General features: G+C 54.9%; 21 protein-coding genes and 1 pseudogene. 7 read left to right on the plus strand and 15 right to left on the minus strand.

The features are described 5' to 3' along the window. The 5 genes from B156_RS0111290 to B156_RS0111310 all read left to right on the plus strand — a co-directional run bounded on the left by B156_RS0111290 (position 1) and on the right by B156_RS0111310 (position 7784). Positions 1 to 1959 (plus strand): efflux RND transporter permease subunit, encoded by a 1959-nt coding sequence (locus tag B156_RS0111290; protein ID WP_018619813.1) that lies wholly within the window; start codon positions 1 to 3, stop codon positions 1957 to 1959. Next, on the plus strand, positions 1910 to 3202 hold the full coding sequence (locus B156_RS0111295; RefSeq protein WP_026260767.1) for a TolC family protein: 1293 nt from the start codon (positions 1910 to 1912) through the stop codon (positions 3200 to 3202). The genes B156_RS0111290 and B156_RS0111295 overlap by 50 nt, the downstream gene beginning before the upstream one ends. Next, positions 3180 to 4604, plus strand: coding sequence for a heavy metal-binding domain-containing protein (locus B156_RS0111300; RefSeq protein WP_018619815.1), 1425 nt, complete (start codon positions 3180 to 3182; stop codon positions 4602 to 4604). Before B156_RS0111295 ends, B156_RS0111300 begins: the two co-directional genes overlap by 23 nt. Continuing rightward, positions 4604 to 6430: an efflux RND transporter periplasmic adaptor subunit gene (locus B156_RS0111305; RefSeq protein ID WP_018619816.1), complete on the plus strand. Its 1827-nt coding sequence runs from the start codon at positions 4604 to 4606 to the stop codon at positions 6428 to 6430. The genes B156_RS0111300 and B156_RS0111305 overlap by 1 nt, the downstream gene beginning before the upstream one ends. A 181-nt stretch (positions 6431 to 6611) precedes the next feature. Then, on the plus strand, positions 6612 to 7784 hold the full coding sequence (locus B156_RS0111310) for a glycosyltransferase family 61 protein (RefSeq protein WP_018619817.1): 1173 nt from the start codon (positions 6612 to 6614) through the stop codon (positions 7782 to 7784). Between the two features lie 334 nt (positions 7785 to 8118). Here the strand turns inward: B156_RS0111310 and B156_RS0111320 are convergent, their stop codons facing one another. Continuing rightward, positions 8119 to 10344: a heavy metal translocating P-type ATPase gene (locus tag B156_RS0111320; RefSeq protein WP_018619819.1), complete on the minus strand. Its 2226-nt coding sequence runs from the start codon at positions 10342 to 10344 to the stop codon at positions 8119 to 8121. Positions 10345 to 10605: 261 nt separating this feature from the next. On the opposite strand from B156_RS0111320, the gene B156_RS0111325 reads away from it, so the two are divergent. Together B156_RS0111325 and B156_RS0111330 are read left to right on the plus strand one after the other, a co-directional pair. Then, complete coding sequence (locus B156_RS0111325) at positions 10606 to 11226, plus strand: AraC family transcriptional regulator (protein WP_018619820.1); 621 nt, start codon at positions 10606 to 10608, stop codon at positions 11224 to 11226. An 85-nt stretch (positions 11227 to 11311) separates the two neighbouring features. Then, a complete protein-coding gene (locus B156_RS0111330) occupies positions 11312 to 13585 on the plus strand; it encodes a heavy metal translocating P-type ATPase (RefSeq protein ID WP_026260769.1) in 2274 nt (757 codons plus the stop codon). 322 nt (positions 13586 to 13907) lie between these two features. Here B156_RS0111330 and B156_RS32600 read toward each other — a convergent pair. The 14 genes and pseudogenes from B156_RS32600 to B156_RS0111395 all read right to left on the minus strand — a co-directional run. Then, positions 13908 to 14090 (minus strand): annotated as a pseudogene (locus tag B156_RS32600) (IS701 family transposase); the annotation flags it as partial. A 93-nt stretch (positions 14091 to 14183) separates the two neighbouring features. Further along, a complete protein-coding gene (locus B156_RS0111335; RefSeq protein WP_018619822.1) occupies positions 14184 to 15209 on the minus strand; it encodes a rod shape-determining protein in 1026 nt (341 codons plus the stop codon). A gap of 331 nt (positions 15210 to 15540) precedes the next feature. After that, positions 15541 to 16110 carry an IS630 family transposase gene (locus B156_RS0111340; RefSeq protein ID WP_211211226.1) on the minus strand — a complete coding sequence of 190 codons (570 nt, stop codon included), beginning with the start codon at positions 16108 to 16110 and terminating at the stop codon, positions 15541 to 15543. Further along, positions 16086 to 16607, minus strand: a complete 522-nt coding sequence (locus B156_RS0111345; protein WP_040585487.1) for a helix-turn-helix domain-containing protein — start codon at positions 16605 to 16607, stop codon at positions 16086 to 16088. The genes B156_RS0111340 and B156_RS0111345 overlap by 25 nt, the downstream gene beginning before the upstream one ends. 119 nt (positions 16608 to 16726) lie before the next feature. Beyond that, positions 16727 to 17239, minus strand: a complete 513-nt coding sequence (locus B156_RS0111350; protein ID WP_018619825.1) for a hypothetical protein — start codon at positions 17237 to 17239, stop codon at positions 16727 to 16729. Between the two features lie 53 nt (positions 17240 to 17292). Next, positions 17293 to 18531, minus strand: coding sequence for a sulfite oxidase (locus B156_RS0111355; protein ID WP_018619826.1), 1239 nt, complete (start codon positions 18529 to 18531; stop codon positions 17293 to 17295). A gap of 45 nt (positions 18532 to 18576) precedes the next feature. After that, positions 18577 to 19560 (minus strand): YeiH family protein, encoded by a 984-nt coding sequence (locus B156_RS0111360; protein ID WP_018619827.1) that lies wholly within the window; start codon positions 19558 to 19560, stop codon positions 18577 to 18579. A 75-nt stretch (positions 19561 to 19635) separates the two neighbouring features. Next, positions 19636 to 20532 carry a LysR family transcriptional regulator gene (locus B156_RS0111365; RefSeq protein WP_018619828.1) on the minus strand — a complete coding sequence of 299 codons (897 nt, stop codon included), beginning with the start codon at positions 20530 to 20532 and terminating at the stop codon, positions 19636 to 19638. A gap of 93 nt (positions 20533 to 20625) precedes the next feature. Then, the gene (locus tag B156_RS0111370; RefSeq protein ID WP_018619829.1) at positions 20626 to 22080 is read right to left on the minus strand and encodes a YncE family protein; all 1455 of its coding nucleotides are present in this window, start codon (positions 22078 to 22080) and stop codon (positions 20626 to 20628) included. A 119-nt stretch (positions 22081 to 22199) separates the two neighbouring features. After that, positions 22200 to 23348 (minus strand): hypothetical protein, encoded by a 1149-nt coding sequence (locus B156_RS0111375; RefSeq protein WP_018619830.1) that lies wholly within the window; start codon positions 23346 to 23348, stop codon positions 22200 to 22202. Positions 23349 to 23503: 155 nt separating this feature from the next. Continuing rightward, complete coding sequence (locus B156_RS30285) at positions 23504 to 24022, minus strand: hypothetical protein (protein WP_018619831.1); 519 nt, start codon at positions 24020 to 24022, stop codon at positions 23504 to 23506. A 75-nt stretch (positions 24023 to 24097) separates the two neighbouring features. Further along, complete coding sequence (locus tag B156_RS0111385; protein ID WP_018619832.1) at positions 24098 to 25036, minus strand: molybdate ABC transporter substrate-binding protein; 939 nt, start codon at positions 25034 to 25036, stop codon at positions 24098 to 24100. Positions 25037 to 25081: 45 nt separating this feature from the next. Further along, positions 25082 to 25546: a DsrE family protein gene (locus tag B156_RS0111390; protein WP_026260770.1), complete on the minus strand. Its 465-nt coding sequence runs from the start codon at positions 25544 to 25546 to the stop codon at positions 25082 to 25084. A 26-nt stretch (positions 25547 to 25572) separates the two neighbouring features. After that, positions 25573 to 26703, minus strand: coding sequence for a c-type cytochrome (locus tag B156_RS0111395; RefSeq protein WP_018619834.1), 1131 nt, complete (start codon positions 26701 to 26703; stop codon positions 25573 to 25575). Positions 26704 to 26707: the final 4 nt, after the last annotated feature.

Below are 26707 nucleotides of genomic sequence, written 5' to 3' on the forward strand. Positions count from 1 at the left end.
ATGGAAAAGAAACGCAAAGGCTGGTTTGGGCGCGGCCCGAAAAAATATGCGAAGCGTCGCCCGGTTGAAGTGCCCGAAGAGGAGCGCATCGCCATCATAGAACGGTCAAGCATTCAGGTGTCGCGGGGCGTGTTCTACTCCACGATTATTATCATTACGTCGTTTCTGCCGGTGTTTCTGCTCAGCGGGCAGGAAGGCAAACTATTTCATCCGCTGGCCTGGACCAAGACGTTCATTCTGCTGGTCGATGCGCTTCTGGTCATCACGCTGGCCCCGGTCATGTTGTCCATTTTTATGAAAGGCCGCTTCAAAGATGATAGTGCTAACCCCATCAACCGCTTTCTTGAGCGGGTATACGAGCCGGTTATCCGCGGGGTGATGCGCTGGCGCAAAACGACCATTGGTATCAATCTGCTGGCCCTCGCCATTAGCGTACCGATGCTGCTGAGCCTGGGGTCGGAGTTTATGCCCCCGCTGGACGAGCAAAGCATTTTATTCATGCCCGTCACGCTGCCCGATATTTCCAATGCCGAAGTAAAGCGCATTTTGCAGGTGCAGGACAAAATCATCAAGTCGGTGCCGGAAGTGCAGCAGGTGCTGGGTAAAGCGGGCCGGGCTTCGACGGCGACCGACAATTCCCCCATCAGTATGATCGAGACGATAATCCAACTCAAGCCCAAATCGGAGTGGCGCGAAGGGCTGACCAAGCGCGACCTCATCAACGAACTCGATGCCAAACTCCAGATTCCGGGGGTGGTCAACGGCTGGACGCAGCCCATCATCAACCGCATCAACATGCTGTCTACTGGCATCCGCACCGACGTGGGCATCAAGGTTCACGGTCAATCGCTGGACAGTATTTATGCCGTTTCGGAGCAGGTAAAGGCCGCTTTGCAGGGAACACCGGGCGTAAACGACCTCTACGTCGAACCCGTTACGGGCGGCAAATACCTGACCGTCGACGTGAACCGCGAAGCCCTAGGCCGCTACGGCCTGAGCGTGGACGACGTGAACGGGGTGGTCGAATCGGCCATTGGCGGGGCTTCCATCGGGCAAACCATCGAAGGTCGTCGGCGTTTCGCCATCAACGTACGGCTAGCGCAGGATTACCGAAATAGTGTGGAGCGCATCCGGCGGATTCCCATTGCTACGGCCGCTTTAGGGACCATCCCGCTGTCGGCGGTGGCCACAATCAAATTTGAGAATGGACCACCCATGATTAGTTCCGATAATGCGCTGCTGCGGGGGGCTGTTATGTTCAACGTCCGCGACCGTGACCTGGGCACTACCGTGCAGGAAGCCATCGCCAAAGTAAACCAGAACCTGAAACTGCCCAACGGCTACTATCTGGAGTGGAGCGGGCAGTATGAGAATCTGATTCGGGGCCAACGGACCCTGCTCATTATTGCGCCGGTGGTTTTGGTCGTTATTTTTCTGTCGCTCTACTTAGCCTTTGGCTCGGCCCGGGAAGCGTTTCTGAGCCTGATTACCATTCCGTTCGCCCTCATCGGCGGGGCGTACATGGTATATTTCTACGGGGTGAACCTGTCGGTAGCGGTGGCCGTGGGCTTTATCGCGCTCTTCGGCATCGCCGTGGAAACGGGCGTGGTGATGGTTATCTACCTCAATGATGCCATGAAGCAACTCGTGGCCCGGCAGGGCAATTCGCGCGACACTATCAGCCGCGACGACCTGCGCGAAGCGGTGATTAACGGGGCGGCTAAACGGCTCCGGCCCAAAATAATGACCGTGTCGGTAGCTCTGTTCGGGCTGGTGCCGGTGCTGTGGGCATCTGGCGTGGGCAGCGATGTGATGCTGCCGATTGTACTGCCTATGATTGGGGGCGTGTTGACCTCCTCCACGCACATTTTGCTGGTAACACCACTGATTTTCTTACTGACGAAAGAATATGAACTCAAGAAATTTGGTAAACTCGACGTACTGGCAGGCTCGCATTAATTGGCTGGTCGTACCGACATTGCTGCTGGCCACGGGCCGGTTAGCCGCCCAAACCGAAGCAACGCCCGTACTGTCGCTAGACAGCATTCTGGTTCGTATTGACCAGGACAATCTCATGCTCAAACCTTATGGAAGCCGGGCTGCAGCGGCTCGTGCCTACGCCGAGGGGGCGCGTAGCTGGATGGCCCCAATGGTGGGTTTGGGCACATTTATGATGCCCTATCCGGGGCAGAGGGTGGAGATGCAGGATCGGGGCAGTATTATGGTTGCCGCCGAACAAAGTATTCCCAACAGGGCTAAACAACGGGCGACGCAGAGGTATCAGCAGTCCAAAGCGGCCATTGAAGAAGCCGAGCGGGGAGTTACCCTTAATCAGCTTCGGGGCGATGCCCGACAGCTGTATTACGACTGGCTCGTGCTGGAAAAACAGCGGGCTATCCTGCGCGAAGACCAGCGGATTCTGACCCTTGCCAAAAAACTCGCCGACATTCGCTATCCGTACCAGCAGGGCAGCCTGGGAAGCGTCTATAAAGCCGAAGGTCGCCTACAGGAATTGGATAATATGCTGACGATGAACGCGGCCACGATGACTCTTAAACAAATTGGCCTGAACACGCTGATGAACCGGCCAAAAATGGAACCGTTTCGCATCGATACCACCGCCCGACCAGCGGCCCCCGGACTGACGCTGCCCACCACCGACGAACTAGGTGAAGTCCGCTCCGACATCCGGCGCATTGACCGGCAAATCGGGAGTATGCAGGCAGGTATCGACGCCCAGCGGGCGCAGGTAAAACCCGATTTCCAGGTCAGTTTTAACCATATGTCGCCCCTGAGTGGCATGATGCCGCAGATGTTTACGGCGATGGGCATGATTTCAATTCCGATAGTTCCCTGGGCTGCACGGGGCTACAAAGCCGAAATTAAGGGGATGCAATACGACATCGAGGCCATGCGGGCCGAACGCGTCGGAGTGCTCAACGACGCGCAGGGTATGGTGGCCCGGATGCTGACCGACATTCGGAGTCTGAAAACCCAGCTGAGCAACTACGAGACCCGGATTATCCCCACCCTGCGCCGAAATTATGATACGCAGCTTATTTCCTACGAACAGAACAAGGGTGACTTACCCGTTGTGATTGATGCCTGGGAAACCCTGAACATGACGCAGATGGATTACCTGACCCGATTGCAGGATTACTACCGAATGATTGTGAGCTATGAAAAAGAACTGGAGAAATAAACCCGAATTACAACGCTTCGGCTGGGCCTTTGGTCTGCCGTTGCTGCTGATGGCTGGTTGCCAGTCGGGTACCGGAAATAAGGAAAGTCAGGCCCCGGCCAACCCCATCACCAGCGACCGTCCGGCACATAATCACGCCAAAGAAGCCGCCGATTACACCTGTCCCATGCACCCGCAAATTGTCCAGGAAAAACCGGGTTCATGTCCGATTTGCGGTATGGATTTGGTCAGGAAGAATCCCGGACCAGGGGGGGATACCCTCTCCGTCAATGCCGACCTTAAGGCGTTGTTAAATCCTACCAACCAGGTCGTTGTGGCCAACATCGCTACCGTCAAACCCGAACGGCGCAGTGAACCGGTTGCCGTAACCGCCAATGGCATCGTTACCTACGACACCCGCCGACTGTATACCATTCCGGCCCGCTTTGGCGGACGTATCGAGAAACTGTACGTGCGCTATAATTTTCAGCCGATTCGCAAGGGGCAAAAGCTACTCGAACTCTACAGTCCCGACATCGTAACGGCCCAGCGCGAGTTAGTTTACCTACTTGAATCCGACGCCACCAACACCCACCTGATTGGTCTGGCCAAGCAAAAACTCCGGCTGCTGGGCGTATCGGATGGGCAGGTTTCTACCCTCGTCAAGACCCACAAGCCAAGTTATTCACTAGCCGTATTTAGTCCCTACGATGGCTACGTGGTGGAGACAACAACGCCGGCACCGGCCGCATCGGCCCAACCTGGCGTGGGTACGCCGGCGGGTGGTGGCATGAGCGGGGGCAGCATGGGGAGTGGACAGACCACGGCCGGCACCGACGAAATCACGTTTGGGCAACCCGCACCCGCGTCGGGTGGTACAGTGGGCGCATCATCCCTGCTACTGCGCCAGGGACAGTACGTACAAACCGGGCAAACGCTGTTTCGAGTGGTCAATGCCAGCCGGTTGTGGGCCGAGTTTCGGCTCTACGCCCGCGATGCCGTCGGTATCAACGTGGGCGACCCGCTGACCATCCGCTTCGATCAGACCGGCCAGTCATCACAACCGGCGCGGGTGAGTTTAGTTGTCCCATTCCTGGAAAACGGTACGCCGTTCATCACTATCCGGGCCAATCTGCCGGGAGGAGGCAACGTGCGGGTGGGTCAACTGGCCCACGCCAGGATTCCGAAATCCGCCACCGATGCGCTCTGGTTACCGATGGAAGCAGTGCTGGATTTAGGCAATGGCCAGGTCGCTTTTTTGCAAACGGACAAGGGCGTTTTTCAGCCTGTGCGGGTGCAGACCGGCCCGCAGGCAGGTGACCAGGTTGCCATCCTGAGTGGCCTGACTGCGGGCCAAGCCGTAGCCCAAAATGCTCAGTTTTTAATCGACAGTGAGAGTTTTGTCAACGTAGCTACTAAATAATGACTCGTATCATCAACCTGTTTTTCGGACTGCTGCTGACGCTTGCCGCCTGTACAGGCGGGAGCGACAGTGGGAAAACCGACGACTCAACCGCCGTAGCCAGCCGGGCTGCCGAAGAACACCAGCATCCCGCCGGTACACAGTACACCTGCCCTATGCACCCTCAGGTTGTGCGGGATGCACCCGGTTCGTGCCCTATCTGCAACATGGATTTGGTGCCGATAAATAAAACGGGCGCATCGAACACCTCGCTCGTGCTGAGCGAAAGCCAGATGCAGTTGGCCAACGTGAGCGTACAGCCGGTGTCGCAGAAAAACATCAGCAACGTTACCGTGCTGAACGCCCGCTTAGCCGCCGATCAGGAGCAAACCGAAGTTATCAGTAGCCGGGTAGCAGGCCGCATCGAACGGCTGTTCGTCAAAGAAACGGGTCAGGCCGTCCGTAAAGGGCAGGTGCTGTACGAAATTTACAGCGAACCGCTACTCATCGACCAGCAGGAATACCTGATTGCGGTAGCGCAGGAACAGGCGTTTCCGGTAGAGAATAGATACGTCCAGTTTCGGAAGGCAGCAGAGCAGAAACTCCGGCTTTATGGCATGACTCCGGACCAGATTACTCAGTTGGCCCGCACCAAAACCGTGCAGCCACGCATCCCGTTCGTGGCCCCGTCGGGCGGTACGGTCACGGAAATTGCCGCGAGCGAAGGGCAGTACGTAACCGAAGGGGCGTTACTATACCGGCTTGTCAACCTCGGCCAGCTCTGGGTCGAAGCTGAGTTATACCCCGGCGAAGCGGGCTTTGTCAAGGTAGGCGACCGGGTACCGGTAGAAGTAACAGGCAGTGAAAACGGGCAAAACCTGACCGCACGAGTGGTCTTCATCAACCCCGAATACCGGGAAGGGAGTCAGGTGCTGACGATGCGGGCGGTGCTGCCTAATCCGGGCGGACGGTTACAGCCGGGGCAGCAGGCGCGGGTAATCATCCGGCACGAGGGTGGATCGGCGGCCCGGGCCAGCCAGAAAGTGCCTTCGCTGACGCTGCCCACCCAGGCGGTTGTCCGGGCGGGCGAGGGATCGGTGGTGTTTGTGCAGACTGCGACCAACACCTTCCAGCCGCGCCGGGTGCAGACGGGTACCGAGACGGATGAGCGCGTAGCCATAACTAGCGGACTAACCGGCGACGAAGCGGTGGTTATGTCAGGAGCGTATCTGCTGTACAGTGAGATGATCCTAAAAAAGGGCGTCAACCCGTTCACGAAGCAAGCGGACACCGAAGGCGTAAAGACCACGCCCACCATCGAATCCAATCCAGTGCCGGTAGTCCCTACGGCTGAACCAATCGCTAAAAAATCAGCGGCTTCTACCGGTACCAATACGACACCGGATGGTTTCAAAAAACAACTGACAGGCGTGTACGATGCGTCGCTTCCACTGACCGAAGCCTTCATCAGTACGGATGTCAAACAGGCCAAAACAGCCGCAGTCAGGGTCGAAAAAGCTCTGTCGGGTGTGGACATGACCTTGCTTTCCGGTAAGTCGCACAATGACTGGATGAACCAGCTAAACGCGATGAATACCGCCCTGAAAACGATTCGTTCATCGGATGCCATCGAAACGCAACGGCTGGCTTACGGCCGCTTCGGGGACGCGCTGTACACCAGCCTGAAAGCGTTTGGGATCAACAATAAACCGGTATACCGGCAGTTTTGCCCGATGGCTCAAAGCGGCAAGGGGGCCTATTGGCTCAGCGATAAAAAGCCCATCCGTAACCCCTACTTCGGTGAGCAAATGTTAACCTGCGGAGAGACTAAGGAAGTACTCCAGTAATTGATACCTGAGGGATGGACGTAGTCCGGCTACCTTAAATGGGATCGATCAGGCTTCGGTTTGAAAAATAAGTTTTAATCTGCTTATCAATGAACACCTCAACTTCTCAACCAGTAAGGAAAATTTTTAATAGTTAAATTATTGATTATCAATTTATTGAATCAAAACACCCCTTCCTTTAATGGTAAACGATCGAATAAATAAGCTAAAGGCAGGCTTGTGGAGCGTCCGTAATCAGGGTAAGATATGGCTGAAATGGTTTGCTACTCAACTAGCCACTTCGTGCGGTTACGTATTTTTGACTAAAGAACAAACGAGACGGTACCTTGAACCTTACCTGAAGGCTATGTATCCGGCGGATTGTGTACAAATTCCCGACGTGTACACCGTGAATGATCCAACCCGACTGGCCTTTTCACAGACTGCTATCAAATGTGCTCCCTCGCACGTATGGCAGTTTAATGCAAACCACAAACGAACGAAATTACTGCGATGTGGCCTGTTATTGACCGAGAAGAAAATTCTGAATACAGATTACTGGACAGAGGATACGCTGCTGGACAGTTTTAGACTGAAAAAACGAATTAAGCAAGAAAGTAACGTCCTGTTGGCACCTTGGGGTCATTATTTTGATGGGAACTTTTTTGTGGGGTACTATGACTTTATGTTTTTAGTGGCGGCTAAACTATGCCGGATGAAGGAGGCCATTGGCGATACCGAATTCAGTCAGGCGGTTGTATCTTACCCATTGGTGGGCACGGATTATGAACGTGAATTTCTGGGTCTGATGGGCTTTAGCTCTGACCGGGTGGTTGATAGCCGACAGGTTTGTGTCCTGAGTGAGGTATGTTATCTGGGCAACCATGATAACTGGACCCATCAGAATCCATCGGATATTTTAGTATTAAAAAAACACCTGGAACCCTTGATTCAAAAGCCCCGTACCGCCCACAATCGGATTTATATCAGCCGGGCCTGTCGTCGACGGGTTCTAAACGAAGAAGCTCTAATTGCTCTGTTGGTTACTTACGATTTTGTTATCGTGGATGACCGGCCACGGTCGCTGTCCGAGCAGTACGAAATTTATCACAATGCCTCGTTCATACTGGGCCCTCACGGGGCCTCGTTTACCAATCTGCTCTGGTGTGAGCCGGGGACCCATCTCCTCGAGTTATTTGCGGGAGCCTACGCGCCCACCCACTTTCTATATTTGTGCCAGGTACTCGGCCTTCAGTACTCGGCCTATAGTAAAGATGGTATTGGCCCTGTCGATTATACCGCAATCAGTCAGGATATAACCGTATCTATCGTAGCGGTTGAAAAATTCCTAAGTACCCTTTTCGGTAGTGTCTAGCCCAGCCCTTGACTGCTCAAGTACTACTTTCACCCAGTAAGTAGGGGTATTGATAAGTGCTGTCAGCCAGCAAGACTAAAGTTCAGGGCTAGCCTAAGTAACTACCCAAACACCGATACAGCCCTTCCTCCTATGTTATTACGTTTTTTCATTCAGCCCCGTTTCCAAAAGTCATAAGTTAGCAGGGTAGGGCATTTCGAAACCCAGATTACGGTATACTTTTAAGGTGAATGCTTCATCACTAGGGTTACCAGGCCTTCGATTTACCAGTAGCAAATTGGTAATTTTTGACAGGGTTGCTACGGCATTCATGATAAAAGGTGGTAAGTCTTGTTCACTCAGCCTTTATACTACGCTTTAATAACTGCGCGTTTAGAGCCACAATCACAGTGCTCGCACTCATCAGTACCGCGCCAATGGCCGGGCTAAGTACAAAGTGCGGATACAGTACACCGGCTGCCAGCGGAATGGCAATGACATTATAGCCCGTGGCCCAGAGCAGGTTCTGAATCATTTTCCGGTAGGTGGCCCTGCCAAACTCCACTAGATTCGTAATGTCGGTCGGTTTACTGTTGACTAAGATAATATCGGCGGTTTCGGCAGCTACATCAGTGCCGGAGCCAACGGCAATGCCCACGTTGGCCTGCGCAAGCGCTGGAGCATCGTTCACTCCGTCGCCAGTCATGGCTACAAACTGGCCGCTAGCCTGTAACTCCTTTATGATACTTACTTTCTGGTCGGGCAGCACTTCCGAAAACACCCCATCCAGGCCCAATTCCTTCGCTACTGAATCGGCCACCAGTTTATTGTCGCCGGTGGCCATGTATACCTTGATACCCGATTCCTGCAATCGCCGGACGGCTTCTTTCGAATCGTCCCGGATGCGGTCGGCTAAGGCTAAATAACCGGCTAGATGGTCATCAATCAGGACAAATACGACCGTTTCGGCTCCGTTGCCAAAGGCATCTTTTGGTTGTTCGATGTTTTTCTCTTTCAAGTAGCCGGGACTAACTACCAGCCAGGACTTGCCATCGGCCGTAGCTGACACACCCCTGCCGGTGATAGACTGGAAATCTGTGATGGCAGGCAGTTTCAGTTCCCGCTTTTTGGCTTCCCGTACAATGCCCTGCGCGATTGGATGCTGCGACTGCTGCTCCAGAGCCGCCACCGTTCCCAGCAGCGTTTTTTCATCCATATCCGGTGCCAGTAACTTTACCCGCGTTACGCCAAATTCACCCTCGGTGAGGGTCCCGGTTTTATCAAAAACCATGGCCGTAATCTTGCGGGACTCTTCAAAGGCGGTGCGGTTCCGAATCAACAGCCCTTTCTGGGCCGAAATAGCCGTTGAAATAGCAACGACCAGTGGAATGGCCACACCCAGCGCGTGGGGGCAGGTAGTAACCATTACCGTTACCATACGTTCGACAGCAAAGGCCGTTTCTTTACCCGCCAATAACCAGACAATCAGCGTAGTAAGGCCAACTGACAGGGACAGCAGCGTGAGCCAGCCAGCCGCGCGGTCGGCCAGGTTCTGGGTTTTCGATTTGGCGGTTTGGGCCTCTTCCACCATCTTCACTACTTTGTTTAGGTAGCTGTCTTCGCCCCGGTGCGTAACCCGGATTTTAAGTGACCCCTCCCCGTTGACGGCCCCGGCAATGACGCTGTCGCCCTGCCCTTTCTGCGCCGGTACGCTCTCGCCGGTCAGCATACTTTCGTTAACGGCACTGCTGCCCTCAACTACCTCCCCATCAGTCGGAATGCGTTCGCCGGGGCGTACCAGCACCGTGTCACCTTTGCTCAGCGTATCCACCTGAACATCCGTAATGGTCTCCCCAGCGACCTTGTGGGCTTCGGAGGGCAGCATCTGCACAATCAGTTCGAGAGAGCGCGAAGCCCCCGCTACCGACTTCATCTCGATATAATGGCCCAGTAGCATGATGTCGATCAGGGTGGCCAGTTCCCAGAAGAAATCTATACCCCGCAGCCAGCCTGCCGATACCACCACGCTGTACACATAAGCAGTGGTGATGGCGATGGCGACGAGAGTCATCATGCCCGGCCTGGATTGGCCCAGTTGCCGGTTGCGTAACTCCCCAATCATACCCGTCAGAAAAGGCCACCCGCCATACACATAAATGATGCTGGCCAGCCCAATGACGATCCACCCGCGCCCGGCGAAATCGAGCTGGTAGCCCATCAGATTCTGGAACATCATAGACAACGCGATGACTGGCACCGACAGCCCGATACACACCCAGAACCGGCGCAGGAAATCGGCAATCATGGCGCCGTGATCGTGCCCTCCGTGTCCCATCTTGCTATGGTTCGTCTTGCTATGATCCATAGTGGCATGATCCATTTTTCCATGATCCATCCCGGTGCCTCCTTCGTGTTGTTCAGCCGTGGTCGGGCTGCTGTGTCCGTCATGGCCGATGTGCTGCTGGGCCTGTTTCCCGGCGGGTGGCTCAACCTGCTGCTGGGGCGGGGTTTTGGGCGCGTTTTTCCCATTTGGCTGCGCTGGGTCGGTATTGACTGATTCGTCCGGGTGCTGATGTTTCATTGTAATGGGGAAGTGAAAACGGATTGATTTTCTAATGAGAAGCCCGTTAATAGGTGCCATTCAGTATAACAAGAAATTATATCAAAAAGAGAAACCACTATGAATCTTGCAACGCACCGGTTGAATTCTGTAACTGTTTGCATGGGATTACCCACCGTATTTATGCGTTATTTATAGGTCCACCACTAACACTATCTCAGATTTTCTCACTGGGGTGATAAAATATGGGCACAACAGGTTAACAGAGTGGAAGAAACAATTATGACAACAACAACAACCGAAGGAACAACCCTGAAGGTTCGGGGCATGGTGTGCGATCGGTGCATCGATGTTGTGCGGGCGGAGTTAAACCGCTTAGGTTTGGAGGTGGCGGCTGTTTCTTTAGGACAGGTTACGATTAACGGCTCACTGAATGAGGACGATTTGAACCGGATTGACCAGGCATTAGATAGCCAGGGATTCGGTTTACTTCAGGACCAGAAACCAACCACGCATCAACGCGCCAAAGCCTTCCTAGATGCTCATTTTAAGCAGGCTGATTTAAGTGAGTCAAAAATCGGAACGCCGAACCGCCGATTGTCGGCTCAGCTTCAGCGGGCCCTGGGCCTTGATTATGATACCATCAGTAGCCAGTTTGCCAAAACGGAGGGCATGACGGTCGAGAAATACGTCATCAATCAGCGTATTGACAAAGTGAAAGAATGGTTGGCGTATTCCGACAACACCCTTACCGACATTGCCTACCGGACTGGTTACAGCAGTGTACAACATCTGTCGAACCAGTTTCGCCAGGTAACGGGTCTCACTCCCTCTTACTTTCGGCAGGTTAGGGACCGCAAGCTGGTCGTTCAACATCAGGTGGATTCGCAAAAGCCATCCTAACTGAAATCTCACAAGCCGCCGGGGTAATTTCATAACCTATCCAACTGCCGGTTTGCCGACCTTTGCATTATAAATTCCGAAAGACATGATACCCAGCGATATAGAACACCCAGCCCCTTCAGAAAAGAAGATAAAACCGGGCGGTAAGTTACTCCACCAGACCTTCCCCGTGCTGGAAATGACCTGCGCGTCCTGCGCCGTCAGTGTCGAGTCGATGCTGGGTAACACGCCGGGGGTACAGAAAGCAACGGTCAACTACGCCAACCAGTCGACAACGGTGGACTATGACCCAACGCTCATTTCGCCCGCAGGTATGCAGCAGGTTTTACAAGGAATTGGCTACGATTTGGTCGTGGATGTGGAAGACCCCGGTCAGGTGCAGCAGGAAGCCCGGCAGCGCTTCTACGAAGCCTTAAAGACCCGCACCATCTGGGCGATTATACTCTCGCTGCCGGTGGTGCTGGTTGGGATGTTCTTCATGCAGATTCCGTACGCCAATTACCTGATGATGATCTTATCGGCGCCGGTGGTATTCTGGCTGGGCCGCTCTTATTTTGTGAATGCGTCGAAGCAAGCCCGGCACGGCAAAGCCAATATGGATACGCTGGTGGCCCTTTCTACCGGCATTGCCTTTTTGTTCAGCGCGTTTACTACGGTATACCCACAATTCTGGACGAGCCGGGGACTGGAACCGCACGTTTACTTTGAAGCCGCAGCAGTGGTGGTTGCCTTTATTTCACTTGGTAAACTGCTGGAAGAACGGGCCAAATCGAACACCTCGTCAGCCATGCAAAAACTAATTGGCTTACAACCCAAAACGGTACATATTATTGAAAACGGCACAGAATCCGAACTGCCGATTGCTCAGGTACAGGTAGGGCAGGTAATTGTGGTGCGACCCGGCGAAAAAATCCCGGTGGACGGACAGGTTGAATCCGGCGAGTCTTACGTGGACGAAAGCATGATTTCGGGCGAACCGGTGCCGGTAATGAAGAAGCCGGGCGAGACCGTATTCGCCGGAACCATTAACCAAAAGGGGGCTTTCCGCTTCACGGCGCAGAAAGTGGGATCTCACACGCTTTTGGCCCAGATTATCCGGCTGGTGCAGGAAGCACAGGGCAGTAAGGCTCCGGTACAGAAACTGGTGGATAAAATTGCCGGGATTTTCGTGCCGGTGGTTATAGGCATAGCCCTGCTGACGTTTGCCGTCTGGATGCTGGTTGGGGGTGAAAATGCGTTTACCCACGCGTTGCTAACCTCGGTTACGGTATTGGTTATTGCCTGCCCCTGCGCACTGGGGCTGGCCACGCCCACGGCCATTATGGTGGGAATTGGCAAAGGAGCCGAAAACAACATCCTCATCAAAGATGCCGAAAGCCTCGAATTAGGCTACAAGGTGAATGCGGTGGTGCTGGATAAAACCGGTACAATTACCGAAGGCAAACCCACCGTTACGGACCTTAGCTGGCTGGCAGCGGATGCCGACGTACCCGCCTTAAAGCCCGTGCTGTATGCCCTGGAAGCCCAATCGGAGCATCCACTGGCCGATGCGGTCGTGGAGCGGTTGAAAGCCGACGGTGTGGAGGGTACCACGCTGACCGGATTCGAGAGCCTGACGGGCCGGGGGGTAGCGGGTCGTTTTGGCGATAAAACGTACCGGATTGGCAACGACCGGCTGCTTACCGAGCACGGCATTTCGGTGCCAACCGATGGGCAGGCAAAGGCCACTCGCTGGCGTGAAGAAGCCAAAACGGTGGTGTATTTCTCTGACGAGACGAAGGTGCTGGCCATCCTGGCTATTGCCGACCCGGTGAAGCAAACCTCCCGCGAAGCGATAAACACCCTGCAACAGCGCGGCATTGCGGTGTATATGATGACCGGCGATAATCCGCAAACCGCCCGGGCCGTAGCTAATGCCGTAGGATTAACCGACTACCGGGCCGAAGCCCTGCCCGCCGACAAAGCCGATTTTGTGAAGCAGTTACAGGCGCAGGGTAAGGTTGTAGCCATGATTGGCGATGGCATCAATGACTCGCAGGCCCTGGCGCAGGCCGATGTAAGTATTGCGATGGGCCGGGGTTCGGACATTGCCATGGACGTGGCTAAAATGACGCTCATTACTTCCGATTTAACCAGCGTTCCCAAGGCGTTACAACTCTCGAAACGGACAGTGCAAACCATCCGGCAAAACCTGTTCTGGGCCTTTATTTATAACCTCATCGGCATACCCATTGCCGCCGGACTGTTGTACCCAATCAATGGTTTTTTGCTCAGTCCAATGATTGCCGGAGCGGCTATGGCCCTGAGCTCGGTATCGGTCGTAAGTAACAGTTTACGGTTGAAAGCCGCCCGGCTATAATCCGTTTATCGACTACTTTTAGGTCTGTAAACCCATTCTACTTGTACGCACTGCCCGGCGGTGGTGTGCTAAATGGTCTGTCAGTAAATCTGGCAATTTTACGAAAACGAACATGTCTCTCTGAAATTATTATTTGAGAGTCAGCTCAGCATTTGACTCTATACATCTGATGCAAAAAAAGACACAAGTACAACCACTTCTAAAATTTAATGAGACGGCAATACTGCCTACGCTAACCTTATCGCTACTATTAAGTTTACTGGCCATGCCGGCCTTTGTCCAGCCTGCTGACAGTGCAACTACACATACTTATACCCTGATGTTACGCTGACCCCATTTCAGGATGTTGGCTGAGTTGATTCTTCAAAACGGTTAGTTCAGTAAAAGCTACTTGCATGGCTTTCAGATACAACCGGCTTTTCAAGGCAAAATGATTGGTATGTTGGTTTGGGCGCAGACGCTCTAACTTAACATAAGCGCAGATGATGGCAAATAAATGGTTACTTTATCTAAACCTAACCAACAGATAAGGGACTGCCAAAGCGGGTGGGTAAAGATGTCTCCACTTCCCAGGTTCGTCAACCTCTTCAGCTCTAGCTTAGCGAATCAGGACTGATTCGTACCTGACCAAATCTTTGATGAACTCCCCCGTACCTTTAACCACGGCGCGAAGGGGGTCGTCGGCAACTTGAACCGGCAATTGGGTTTTAACTGCCAAGCGCTCACCCAACCCATGTAACAGCGCTCCGCCACCCGTCAGATGGATACCATTCGTGTAAATATCGGCCGATAATTCGGGGGGCGCCATTTCCAGCACTTTCAGGGTAGCTTCCTCAATCTTGGCAATCGATCGGTCGAGGCAGTAGGCGATTTCCCCGTACGTTACTTTAATTTCTTTGGGGATACCCGTCATCAGATCACGACCCCGAATCTCATAATCCGCCGGAGGACGAACCAGCTCAGGTAAAGCCGAACCGATGTGCATTTTTATTTCCTCTCCCGACCGCTCGCCAATCAGCAGATTGTGTTCCCGACGCATATAATCGACGATGTCACGGGTAAAGACATCCCCCGCAATGCGGATGGATTGTTCACAGACGATGCCCGACAGGGCAATCACCGCAATTTCGGTAGTGCCCCCACCAATGTCAATGATCATCGTGCCATTGGGCTGAGTGATGTCAATGCCGATACCCACGGCGGCAGCCAGGGGTTCATAGACCATATAGACCTCTTTGGCCCCGGCGTGTTCACAGGAATCCTTGACCGCTCGTTTCTCCACCTCGGTGATTCCCGATGGAACGCAGACCACCATCCGGTGAGAGGCCGCGAATAATTTGCGTTCTGTGGCGATCAACTTTACGAATCCCCGGATCATTAATTCGGCGGCTGTAAAGTCGGCGATGACGCCATCTTTAAGTGGGCGGATGGTTTTGATGTTCTCGTTAGTCTTCCCATGCATTTGCATGGCCTGATGGCCAATGGCCAGTACTTTACCTGTGCTTTTGTCAATGGCGATAATGGATGGCTGATCAACCACGATGTGGTCGTTATGCATGATCAATGTATTGGCGGTACCCAGGTCAATAGCAATGTCACTGGTTAAAAAACTAAAGAGTCCCATATAATTGTAACGCCTAATGGAGCAGAAGCCATACTGGTAGAGCGAAAGGTTTTAAGTAAATCGACCAGGAGGGATAGGTAGGCACGTTTTAATGAATGACTTGTGAGCATGTCTTGTCCGGAAATCATTCGGACATTTTATTGAACGATTTTCAGTGATAGCCGGTGCTAACACAACCCATTCATCGATAGTTACATAGCTAGTTCATTAAATAGTATTCATTATCCATTTATTGATCGGAAACAGCCGGTTGAGTAGGAGAGGAACCTGTACCGATATAAACACGTAAGTGGCGTAAAGAAAACGCGACAAAACCTCTACCAGAAGTCTACTAAGTACAATCAAGAAAGACCTGTCGGGTTGCTCCGATGATTGATAGCACTTTTTCAGGTGCTTGATTATAGCGGGCAAAGAAGTTATTGGTCGCTTCAATCAGCTTTTTGATGGATTCGAATAACTCACAATGCGTCACCTCGCGTCGCCAGTGTCGCCACAACATCTCAATGGGATTGAGCCAGGGACTGTAAGTGGGCAGATACAGCAAGACTAACCGGCCAGCGGCTCCTCGTACTACGGCATCTATTTCTCCGCCACTATGGGTATCGGCGTTGTCCCAAGCCACGTAAATGGTTTGCACTGGGTGCCTCAGCAGAAGCTGCTCAAGAAGCTCCGTAATCTGTTCGCGTCGTTTTCGTTTACGAACAATAACCACCGTTTCGCCTGTATGATAGTTGACCGCCCCGATGCCGAATCGTTTGTTGGTTTGTCCCGGCGTGGGAATCATTACCTGCCGACCTACGGGGCTCCACATCGCTCTAAGGGTCGGTTGCCAACTCAGATTAAACTCGTCAGCATAGTAAAAAACCGCATTAGCTTCTAACTGATCTCTTTTGATCTCAATCTCCTTTTTTTAAGTAGGTACTCTGGATCAGGGCTGCTGATTTTATGTTGGGGCCGGGATAAGACAATCTCCATGGCTTTTAGTTGAAGACGCACACCCTCTTCCGATAGGCGCACACCCGTTTGCTCGGCTAAATAATCGGCCAGCCGAGCCAGCGTCCACAGCGAAAATTCCAGGCCTAAACTGCGGGGACGTTGGCGTACACTGCTGAGTAGTTGTTGACGATAAGCCTGACTAACTTTGGAAGGCTTCCCACTTTTGGGTGCATCATGCAGGCCAGTAATCCCTTCGGCTTGATAGCGTTTGAGCCAACGTTGAACCGTGCGTTCACTTTCGCGAACAATCAGGGCGATCTGGGGAGCTTTTAAGGCTTGCTCGGCTGAAAGCAAAATCATTTGGGCACGAGTACGGATACGTGGGAGCTTAGTGGTTTGATACAAATCCACTAGCTCCTGATGAGCCGACGGGGGTAGGTTATCGATTTGGAGTGCTCGCATATCCAAAGATAAGCCAATCTGGTGTCCGACAAGTCTTTTTTGAATATACTTAGGGGGGTATTGAACTGTCTACCGCCTAAAGAAAACTGAGCACCGCTGTACAGCTATAATCACTTCATTTACCGCCCGGCTTCCTTATACCACTTCGGCGCATCGAGTGGCAGTCTCCGCCCATCGAAGGGCGTTTTGATAGGGCCGTAATATTTGGTCAGGTACGTCAATACGGCGGGTTCAGTGTCGCCAAGGTCCCAGAGTTTCTGCGTCCGCTGCATCCAGCGAATCCGCTCGACCCACTTCTCCCGGTCGAAGTGGCTTTGCAGAATCAGCTTGCTGGAGTGGCAAACAGTGCATTGGCCTTTCACCAGCATCAGGTTCTTATCCAGGGCCAGCCCCGTTTCGGAGTCAACCTGTACGCCATCGGGGTGAACAGACACAGCACCATCTTTGGCTACAGCCGACGACTTAGCTTTTACTGCCTTCCCGGCTGGCGAACGGTGGACTGGCACCGTTGTGGCTGTCGGTTTTGACGGCCCTTTTTTAGCGGGCATGGGCTGCTGCGTTATCCACGCACAGAGCAGCCAGATGCATAGGCTGCCTATCAGCCACTGGTATTTTTTTTGTCTCGTAGTCATGATTTCTGTGTTCGATTTATCCCACTCTTCCCACTCCTCCTTTATTCCCGTTCTTACACTACTTTGAGTGCAATCCGATGACAGGCATTATTAATGTAACCTTCGGGATTCCACTGCGGCATCACCATCGGCTGCGCCACGCCCGCGTCGTCGGTAGCCCGCGCCCAGACCTCATAATACCCCTGAATGGGCATTTTTACCTCAGCGGTCCAGTGTTGCCAGGCCAGCCGGTTTTTTGGGGCTTTCAAGGCCGCTTTCTGCCAGGTCTGGCCAAAATCAATTGACACGTGTAGTTCTTTCACCGTTCGGTCGCCCGCCCAGGCATGACCGCGCAACGCCAGCGGTTGGCCCATCGGCAGTTCCAGCCCCGTTTTGGGCGAGGTAATTACCGACTTCACCGGCATCGACTCGATGATTTTGAAGTCGCTATCGGGTGGATCAACGCCGGGCACGACCGGGTGAATGGGGATGCGGTAACTTTTACCCGTCATTTTAGCCCCGTCGTGGACTTTATCGCGAATGGCAATCGTGTGCAGCCACTTCCCCGATACCGACGCGGGCCAGCCGCCAATGACCAGCCTTAGCGGGTAGCCGTGCACCAGTGGAATATCCTGCCCGTTCATAGCCCAAGCAATCATCGTTTCCTCTTCGAGGGCTTTGGCGATGGGAACACCCCGCGAGATGACCGGCTGTTTCGGGTCGCGGCTCAGGTGCAGGTCCTGCCCGTAGTAGCCGATATAAACCGCATTATCTTTCAAACCCACATCGGCCAGCAAATCTTTAAGCCGGATACCAGTCCACTCGGCGCAACTGACTCCGCCTTCGGTCCACTGGTTACCCGCTGTTTTGGGGAAGTACCCCGCCCGGCCGTTTCCTCCGCACTCGACCACCAGTTGGTAGGTGTAGGGCTTGAATTTGGTTTTAAGGTCGTTGAGGGTGTAGGTTTTGGGCGCGTTCACCGATTCGCCGTTGATGGTCAGTGTCCAGTTGGCCACGTCGATGGTTTCGGGGATCAGGCCATTGTTGCGGATAAACATCTTGTCGGCGGGTGTCACGGCATCGTCGAGCAGATAAGCCGGGGTCTCCACGTTCCAGGGTTTGTCATTCAGCACGACTAAGTTCTTGTTTTTAGTCGCCATTGGGTCGAGCGGGTCGAAGGCCAGCGGCAGGTACTGTTTGGGGAGCCGGTCGGCAAAGGCGATGTTGGTACCCAGCAGGGCGGTCAGGGTCGTGAGCGAACCGGCTTTTAGGAAACCCCGCCGGTCGAAAAGATTGGCTGCGTCGTTTTTCATGGGATCAAAAGCGTCAGTAAAAGTGATTTTGTTTAGTTGATTGAACTATACATGCAGGATAGCATAGAGTGATACAGTGGAGATCAGTATCCACAAAACGACGCCCTGCACCATTGGTTTCCAGCCCACCGCGCGGATAACTTTACCCGATAGCCCGGCCCCAATCAGAAACAGCGTCAGCGTCAGGCCAACGTGGGCCAGGTGCACCAGCACCCCGGCGACCGGCTCAATAGCGGGCAGGTAGGTATGGGCGATCATGGCCAGAATAAACAGACCGATGAAGTACGGAATGCTGATGTTACGGTTGCCCGTTCTGAACATAGCTGCCGTGCCAAGAGCGACCGGAATGATCCAGAGGGCGCGGGCCAGTTTCACGGTTGTAGCCAACTGCAAGGCGTCCGGGCCAAATTTAGCGGCTGCGCCCACCACCGAACTCGTATCGTGAATGGCCAGCGCGCACCACAGTCCGAACTGAGCGGGCGTCAGGTGCAACCATTGGCCAATGAGCGGAAAGACGATCAGTGCGACGGAGTTCAGGATAAAAATGGTACCGAGGGAGACGGACAGTTGCTTTTCTTCGGCCCGCATCACGGGCGATAAGGCCGCAATAGCGCTCCCTCCGCAGATGGCCGTACCGGCTGCAATCAGGTGAGCCGTAACCCGGTCGATCTTCAGCCATTTGCCCAGCAGAATACCCACCGTCAGCGTCCCGGCAATGGACACGACCGTAAACAGTACGCCTTCTTTCCCCGCCTGCACCGCACTGTGTATGTTCATACCGAAGCCCAGCCCGACCACCGACGCCTGTAACAGCCAGTGCGTGGCTTTATGATTGAGGTGCAGGAATGGATGGCCGACAAACTGCGCCATCAGCAGCCCCAGCAACAAGGCCAGCGGGGGCGACACAATCGGGGTCAGGCAAAGCACCAGCGCGGCCCCGAAAATTAGCTCGCGGGTGGTGAAGGTGTGCGTGCGCAGGGTGTCGATATACTTGAGGAAAGGGGGTCGGGGCGTTGTTGTCGGATTCATAACCGGTTGCTTTAATGATAGACTAAAGGTACCCTACCGACGGGCACGGGGCCAATCATCCCTGCTCATGGGTTATTACGTCCGGTTATAGTGATGGCGTGTAAAGCGCATGAATGTATCGGCCAGCCCCTCGCTTACCCCCTGCAACTGAATGGCGTAAAAATCGCGCTGTATCGCCAGACCGGCCACATCCAGCACTCGCAATGTACCCGATTTGAGTTCATTCTGCACCGCAAAAATGGACACAAAGGCCATGCTCTTTGAACTGCCCAGATACGATTTGATTCCTTCGGTGCTGCCCAGCTGCATACCGACGGTGAGGTCGGTCAGGCGCAGCCCCGCCTTGCGCAGGGCGTGTTCGACTACTTCGAGTGAGCCAGAACCGCGTTCGCGCAGCACCAGCGGAATGGTTTTCAACTCATCCAGCGTCAGCTCATCCCGCCCGGCCAACGGGTGGTCGTCCCGGCAAACCAGTACCAGTTCGTCTTTGACAAAGGGCGTATAGCGAACATCGCTGTGGTGGGTGCGGCCTTCCACTAAGCCCAGATCGATGTCGTTGCCCAGCAGGGCCTGTTCGATCTGTTCGGTGTTGCCGCTGAGCAGGGATAGCTTCACCTCGGGCGTGTGCTCCTGAAAGCGGGCCAGTACCGCCGGAATGACGTACTGGGCAATGGTCGAACTGGCCCCCAGCCGCAGCTGTCCGCCTACCCGGCCCTTGAGTGTATTCATGTCGAATTCGGCCTGCTGGTAAATCGCAATGATTCCTTCAGCGTGGCGAAACAGCACCTGACCGGCCCTAGTAAGACTAACCTGGTTACCCCGCCGGTCGAAAAGGGCCGTGCCAAACTGGCTTTCGAGTTCCTGAATGTGTTTGGTAATGGCGGGCTGGGTCACGAATAGGTCGGCGGCTGCTTTGGTGAAACTGAGCCGTTTGGCCACCGTGTAAAAGACATTCAGGCGAAAATCGAGCATAGAACGATAGGAGTGAACGGCTAAAAATGAATTGGTCAAACCGGGAAGAAGGTGTTTTACAGTGTCGGGGTTAACTCACCTTTTCAATAACCATCAGGGCGTACTCAGAACCACGGCACCGGCCGGATTTTTATCGCCCTGCAGCACCACCAAGAACCGCCCCGCCAGCCGCAGTTTAATCTGGTAGTACGCATTGATTTCCACCGCGCCTTTGTCATCCGTTTTAAACGCTACCACCGCTTCGGGGTTGACCGCCATGCTTTTCTGGTCGGACAGGTAGAGCGTGTATGCTGTGTCGGGCGTCAGCTTTTTGAGGGCCAGAACCAGCTCGTCGATCCCCCCGATGGTGCGCACGGTAGCCCCGCCCCCGACGCCCGGAACGGGTGGCGTCCCGTTGGGCGTCAGCCGCACGTTTACCGGTGTGGTTGGTACGAAAGCCTCCAGATTGGCTAGCCCGGTCGATCCGTCGGGTATCGCCCGGACGGCATACACCAGTGCCTGCGGGGCCTGCCCGCCCGGTATCTGCCGAATTTTGGTGTTGGTCTTCGTATCAATGACATCAACCGCGTCGCCGTTCTCCAGCCCTACGTACAGTTTACTGCCGTCGCCCGAGGGCCATATCCCGTGGGGATTCGGGCCGACCGGAATCGTGGCCACCAACTGACGGCTGCGGCTGTAGACTTTCACCACGTTTTCCCCGCCCACCGTCACGTAGGCAAACGCCCCGGCGGCACTGCCGCTGTAGCGCGAGCCGCCCTCCGCCCCCGCGAAGTTGACGTGGTTGGTGCCCGGTCCGGTGTCGATGACGCCTTCGGTTTCGTAGGTCTGGGCATTCACCACGCTTACTTTGCCCTCATCCTTGTGGGTGAACCAAACCTGCTGCCCGTCGAAGGTGGCCGCGATATTGGGCGAAAAGGGCGTTACGGTTGGAATACGTTTGATAACCTGGTAAGTTTTGGTGTCGACTACGTCCAGTTCGGCGGTGAACGAGTGGTTGACGAAAGCCACCTTACCGTCGGGCCGGAACACGACCATGCCCGGCCCTTTGGCCGTCTCGATGCGTCGAACCTCCTGCAACTTCTCCACGTCGATAACGGACACGTAGTCCTCCCCCCGCACCGTTAGCCAGAACTGCTTACCGTCGGGCGTGAAAAAACCCTCGTGCGGGTTGCGGCCCACGTACACTTTCCCCTTGATTTTGTTGGTCGTCAAATCCACAAAACTGACCGAGTTCGTCAGCGTAGAAACGACGCCTAAGGTGCGGTTATCCGGAGAGATGCCCAGGCCGTGCACGTTGGCCTCCCGGTCGTAGAGTGGGCTAAAGTCGTTGGGGCGGGCGATGCCAAAGCGAATGACCCCCAGGAGTTTGTCAGTCGAGGGATCAAACACCGATACTGTGTTGGAACTCTGGTCGGCGGTGTAGACCCGGTCCTGGCCCGTCACGCCCACCGGACCCGCATCCGGCGTGGTGACCGGTGTCAGCATGTGATCCTGGCAGGCGGTCAATACGCTCAGGCCAACCGCCATTAGTAGTACTGGAATTTTCATGATCTGTTTTCGTTGAGTGTGATTGCTGTATATGGCTGATTCAGCGCGGTTAATCCATCACAACACCGAACGCCTTGGGTTGGTAACCCATGTGGTGCTGTGATGGATCAATCAGTTCATTATGAATTAGGGGTCAGGGCCTGCCCGTTCACCACCGGGCTGATCTGCACCACGCGGGTAGCACTCCCCGTCTTCCCCGCATTGTCGGTCACGCGGGCCGTAATGGTCACCGATGTTTTGCCCACGGGCATCAGCAGCGAGCCGCCCACCACCCAGCCGAAGGTCGTCCGCACGTAGCCCGTGGGGTCGAGTTCGCTGCCCGCAATGTTGAACACAGGGGCTAAGTTACCCCCGGCCACGATGATGTTGCCGTTGGGTTGCAGCAGGGGCACGTCGAAGGTCACGTTCAGCCCCGTTACGTAGCGGTTGGGCCCTTTGGATGACTGGGTAGGGTCGACGATCGTACCCCGGGTGGCGTCGTCGCGGCCCTCCCCATTTTCATTGACCCCAATACCCGCTCGGCTGATGTCGAGTGCGGACACCTGAATGAAAAACAGCGAGGCATTGGTGGGTGGCGTGGGCGAGGTTTTGGGGCCAGTGGACACACTAGACGGATCGCGGGGAGCCAGCAGGGTGACAACCGGACCCGCCGGGTCAACCGGACCCGTGGTGTTGAGGGTCGCCGAGGGCGGGGGCGTCAGGGCCTGCCCGCTGGTGGCTATTCCATTGCCTTCGGCAACGGAGAGGGTGATTTTGTCGGTGCCCGTTTTGCCCGCTTTGTCCCGGACCGAGACGGTAATGGTAAACTGACCGACGCCCACCGGAATGGATTCGAGCACGTGCCAGCCGGTCCAGATGGTGACCCCCGGGCCGGGCGTGTCGTCGGTGCCGGCGATGTTGAAGAGGGCCGCCAGGTTGGTATTTTTTGGGATGATACCACCGTCGGGTTTAACCAGGTCGGTGTCGAAGAGAACCGTCAGGCCCGGCATGTTGGGGTTGACATTACCCAGCAGGGCGGTGTTGCGAATGTTGAGGCTTTCGTTGGTAATGACGTTGACCGAATCGCGGGTGACCACTTCCACATTAATCTCAAAGCCGCTGCCGTTGAAGCTGCCGGCTCCGGGTCGGCCGTCCCCGCGCGTGACGCGGGCATTAGCCACGGGTGAAACAATGCGCACGGTAGGGGCAAAATTTTCCGGTTCGCGGTGGTCGGCGCAGGCGGTGGCCAGCAGGGCCAGTATTCCAATCAGCAGTAGTCTATTGAACATCCTATTGGTTTTACTTAACGGGTTAATTGTGAGCTAACTTAGCTACTACGGAATAGTTTGGAAAAAGGTTGCGTGGGATAGATCGTCTGCCCGATTCGTCTATCCTCGGGAAGCGGATTTAAAAGGGGCAGGTGCCGTCTCGTTGCGGTATCGGGCTAACTACCAACCGGCGAAATGAGCTCCTTCGGGCGCTGTTGTTTTTCGTAGAGGATACCCAGGACGGCCCCGAAAAGCCAGTTAGCCACCGCAAAGTAGGCTATACCGGATGGGGGGAGTACGCGCCAGCCGATTACTCCCTGGCCGAGTGCGGGTAAGACCAGCAGGCCGTTGATGAGCCAGGGGAGCAACGAAAACAAACTGCCCTTTACCAGCCCGCTACCGGGCAGCCGGGCGTGTAGGACCGCGACGAAGAGCCACACCATACCAAAACCGGTCGCGTAGTGAAACGCCAGCCAGAACGGAAGCGTAGCCGGGCCGGGTAATCCGGCCTTCGCCCAGGCGTAAGTGATGCCCAGCCCATTGGCTATCGGTCCGGCGTAGCGACTACCGAGCCGGAGCAAACCGCCACTTTCCGCCACAATACCCAGGGGTTGCGCCAGTTTCAGGGCCAGTGTATTGACCGTAATCGCTACAGTTCCGGCCAGTAGTCCCGCTCTTAGTGGTGTTGGGGTCATGTTTGGATGATAAGTCGACTTGGTGAACGGATGATGGGTGGCAGGCAGGTAAATTAGGCCGGGTTGAAGGCCCGGTCAGGGGGCAATGGGCGGTTGAAAGCCATATTTTTTGTAGATGGCCTGCGCGGTTGGCCCGGTCAGGAAGGTCATAAAGTCGGTGGCAGCCTGGGGATGCGGGGCCGTTTTGACTGCGCCCCCCTGGTATTCGGCCACCACGTTTTCAATATCGGGAATGGCAATCAGCTCGACGGGGTTCTTCAGCTTCTGCTGATAAAACGCTTCGGTAAACCAGACTGGCCCCGCGTCCGACTCGTCGTAGAGCACCCGCATGGGTGTTTGGCGATGGTGAATCTGGGTCAGAAATGTGCTGTGGTCGGCTACTTTCGTTTGCATGATGGCCGATTTGAGCGCGTCGCCCCCGGCCTTTATGTAGGCCTCCTCGATGCGTCCGCCGATGCCTTCCCAGGCGGGGTTAGGCATGCTTATCCTCACGTCGGCCCGACTCAGGTCTTTCAGTCCGGTGATCTTTTTGGGATTGCCTTTTCGCACCATAATCGCCAATTTATTCCGGGCGTAGGTCTGAATGCTCACCAGCCGGTCGCGGTTTTCCTGCACCCGCTTTTTGCCGCCCAGGTACACATCGGGCTGGTGGTCGATCCGCATATTGCCGATGACGATCGAGCCGGTGGCCATCTGTTTGGCCAGAATACCCGGCGGCAGCGTCTCCACAAAGATCCGGGTGTAGGTGGGATAGTCTTTTTTGAAAGCGGCCAGCAGATCGTCCAGTACCATAAACTGATTGCCGCCCATAAACACCACCAACTGCGGGTTGACGATGTCGCCGTAGAGGTCGGGCACATTATCGACGCCCGGTACGGTGAAGGATACCCCACCGGTGGGGGGCGTATTCCAGGGTGGGTCGAAACGGTTCGGAGTAGGGGCTGGCTGCGCCTGACTGTCGGTAAGGAGGCTGGCCATGAGCACTATCGTAGCGAGAATTGGGTTGATTTTCATGAGCGAATATGGATGAAATTCCGGTGGAAAGTCTTGTTGATTGGATTATGGGTGAATGATCGTCCAGCCTTCCTGCCCCCGGATAATCAACTCGCCATTGCCGCTCGGCACGTAGGACAGGAACGGAAACAGTTCGTCTTTGCTGATTTTACGCTCGCGCATGGTATTCTCGCACATGGACAGGGTTACGCCCCGGTCCTGGAGTTTTTTGACCATCTCCTCATAACCGCTGTCTTTTCTGAACGCGGCTACGCCGGGGCCGTGAACGACCAGTTCGAGGTCGAGTTTACCCTTGAGCCGGGGATCGTCGAGGGCGTTCTGGATGTTGCGGAGGGTGCCTTTAATTTTATCGGGTTCTTCGCTGTCGAGCTGGTAGGCCGCTTTATAATGGGCTTTGGTGGCTTCAGCTCCATGGAAAACTGACGGGTCTTTGGTCTGCGCCAGGGCGGGTACGGTTGCGCCCAGCAGGGCGGTGACAAACAGCATAGTGATTGTTTTGAGCGTTTTCATACGAACTGGGTTGAGATTGAATTTAGTCATTTTGCTTGCGGGTCAGCCGCTTTCTTTGCGTCGGCAATGGGTTGATATGGCCCGAATTTGTGCTGTTTTTCGCTGAATGCGTCTGCATAGGGCGCAAAGGGGAAATCGACGGGTTTGGCTTCGATCTTCGGCCAGTCTCTGTGTTGATCTTTGTGGGGCCGGGGCATCGAGTTGACAAAGGCCGCCAGGTCCCAGGCTTCAGCATCGGTCAGCATCGGGCTTTCGTAACTGGCTCCAAACGGCATGTTGTTTTTAACGTATCCCGCAAAACTGGATAGCCGGAACAGGCCCGCTCCGTCGTTGTAACTGTGCGGCCCCCACAGGGGTGGGTAGGTGTACTGCGCGTCACCCGCCACCTTAATGCCTTCCCCTTTCGCCCCGTGGCAACTCTGGCATTTGGCCGCATACAGCAACTTACCTTTGGTCGGATCGGCTGCGCGGTCCAGAAAATCCAGTTTCGCCAGGCCCGCCCCTTTTGGCTTATCGCCTTTGGGAACACCCGTGCCGATCCATTTCATGTAGGCTACCATCGCTTTCATTTCACGGCTGCTGCTGTCGGGTCCTTTGCCGCTCAAGCTCCGCTCGAAACAGTCCGTGATGCGTTTCACCACCGTCTCGATACCCCCCGACCGTTCCCGAAATTTGGGATAGGTCGAAAAAACGGCCGCGTAGTTGTTGCCCATGATTTTGGTGCCCGCATCCAAGTGGCAGTTCTGGCAGTTCATGCCGTTAGACAGGTGTAATACCGATCCGTTCGGGCCGAGGTATTTGGCGGTGTGGGCCACTAATTCCCGCCCGTAGCGGATCTCTTTGCCAGCCGCCCCGGCGGGCAACTGGGCATCGCCGGGCGGGTGCCAGTAGTTGGGTTTGGGCTGCCCGTCGGGTTGCGATGAAACAACCGGAGTTACGGAGGCCGTCTGCACCGCCGGGCCAGTGGTCCAGGCAACCGATTGGGCCGGCGCGGTCGTGTCGCCGAGTCCGACCATAACGACAACGATCAGCAGGCCGACGATAGCCACAGCGATCAGGCCAATCAGCGCGTTGAGCCAAGTAATCAGTTGCCAAACCGGCGCATCGGCCGATGAGTCAGTTTGGCGGGGTGCGGGCAGATCAGGTTGCGTTTCCATTTTT

It is taken from the genome of Spirosoma luteum DSM 19990, from assembly GCF_000374065.1.
Taxonomy (GTDB): domain Bacteria; phylum Bacteroidota; class Bacteroidia; order Cytophagales; family Spirosomataceae; genus Spirosoma; species Spirosoma luteum.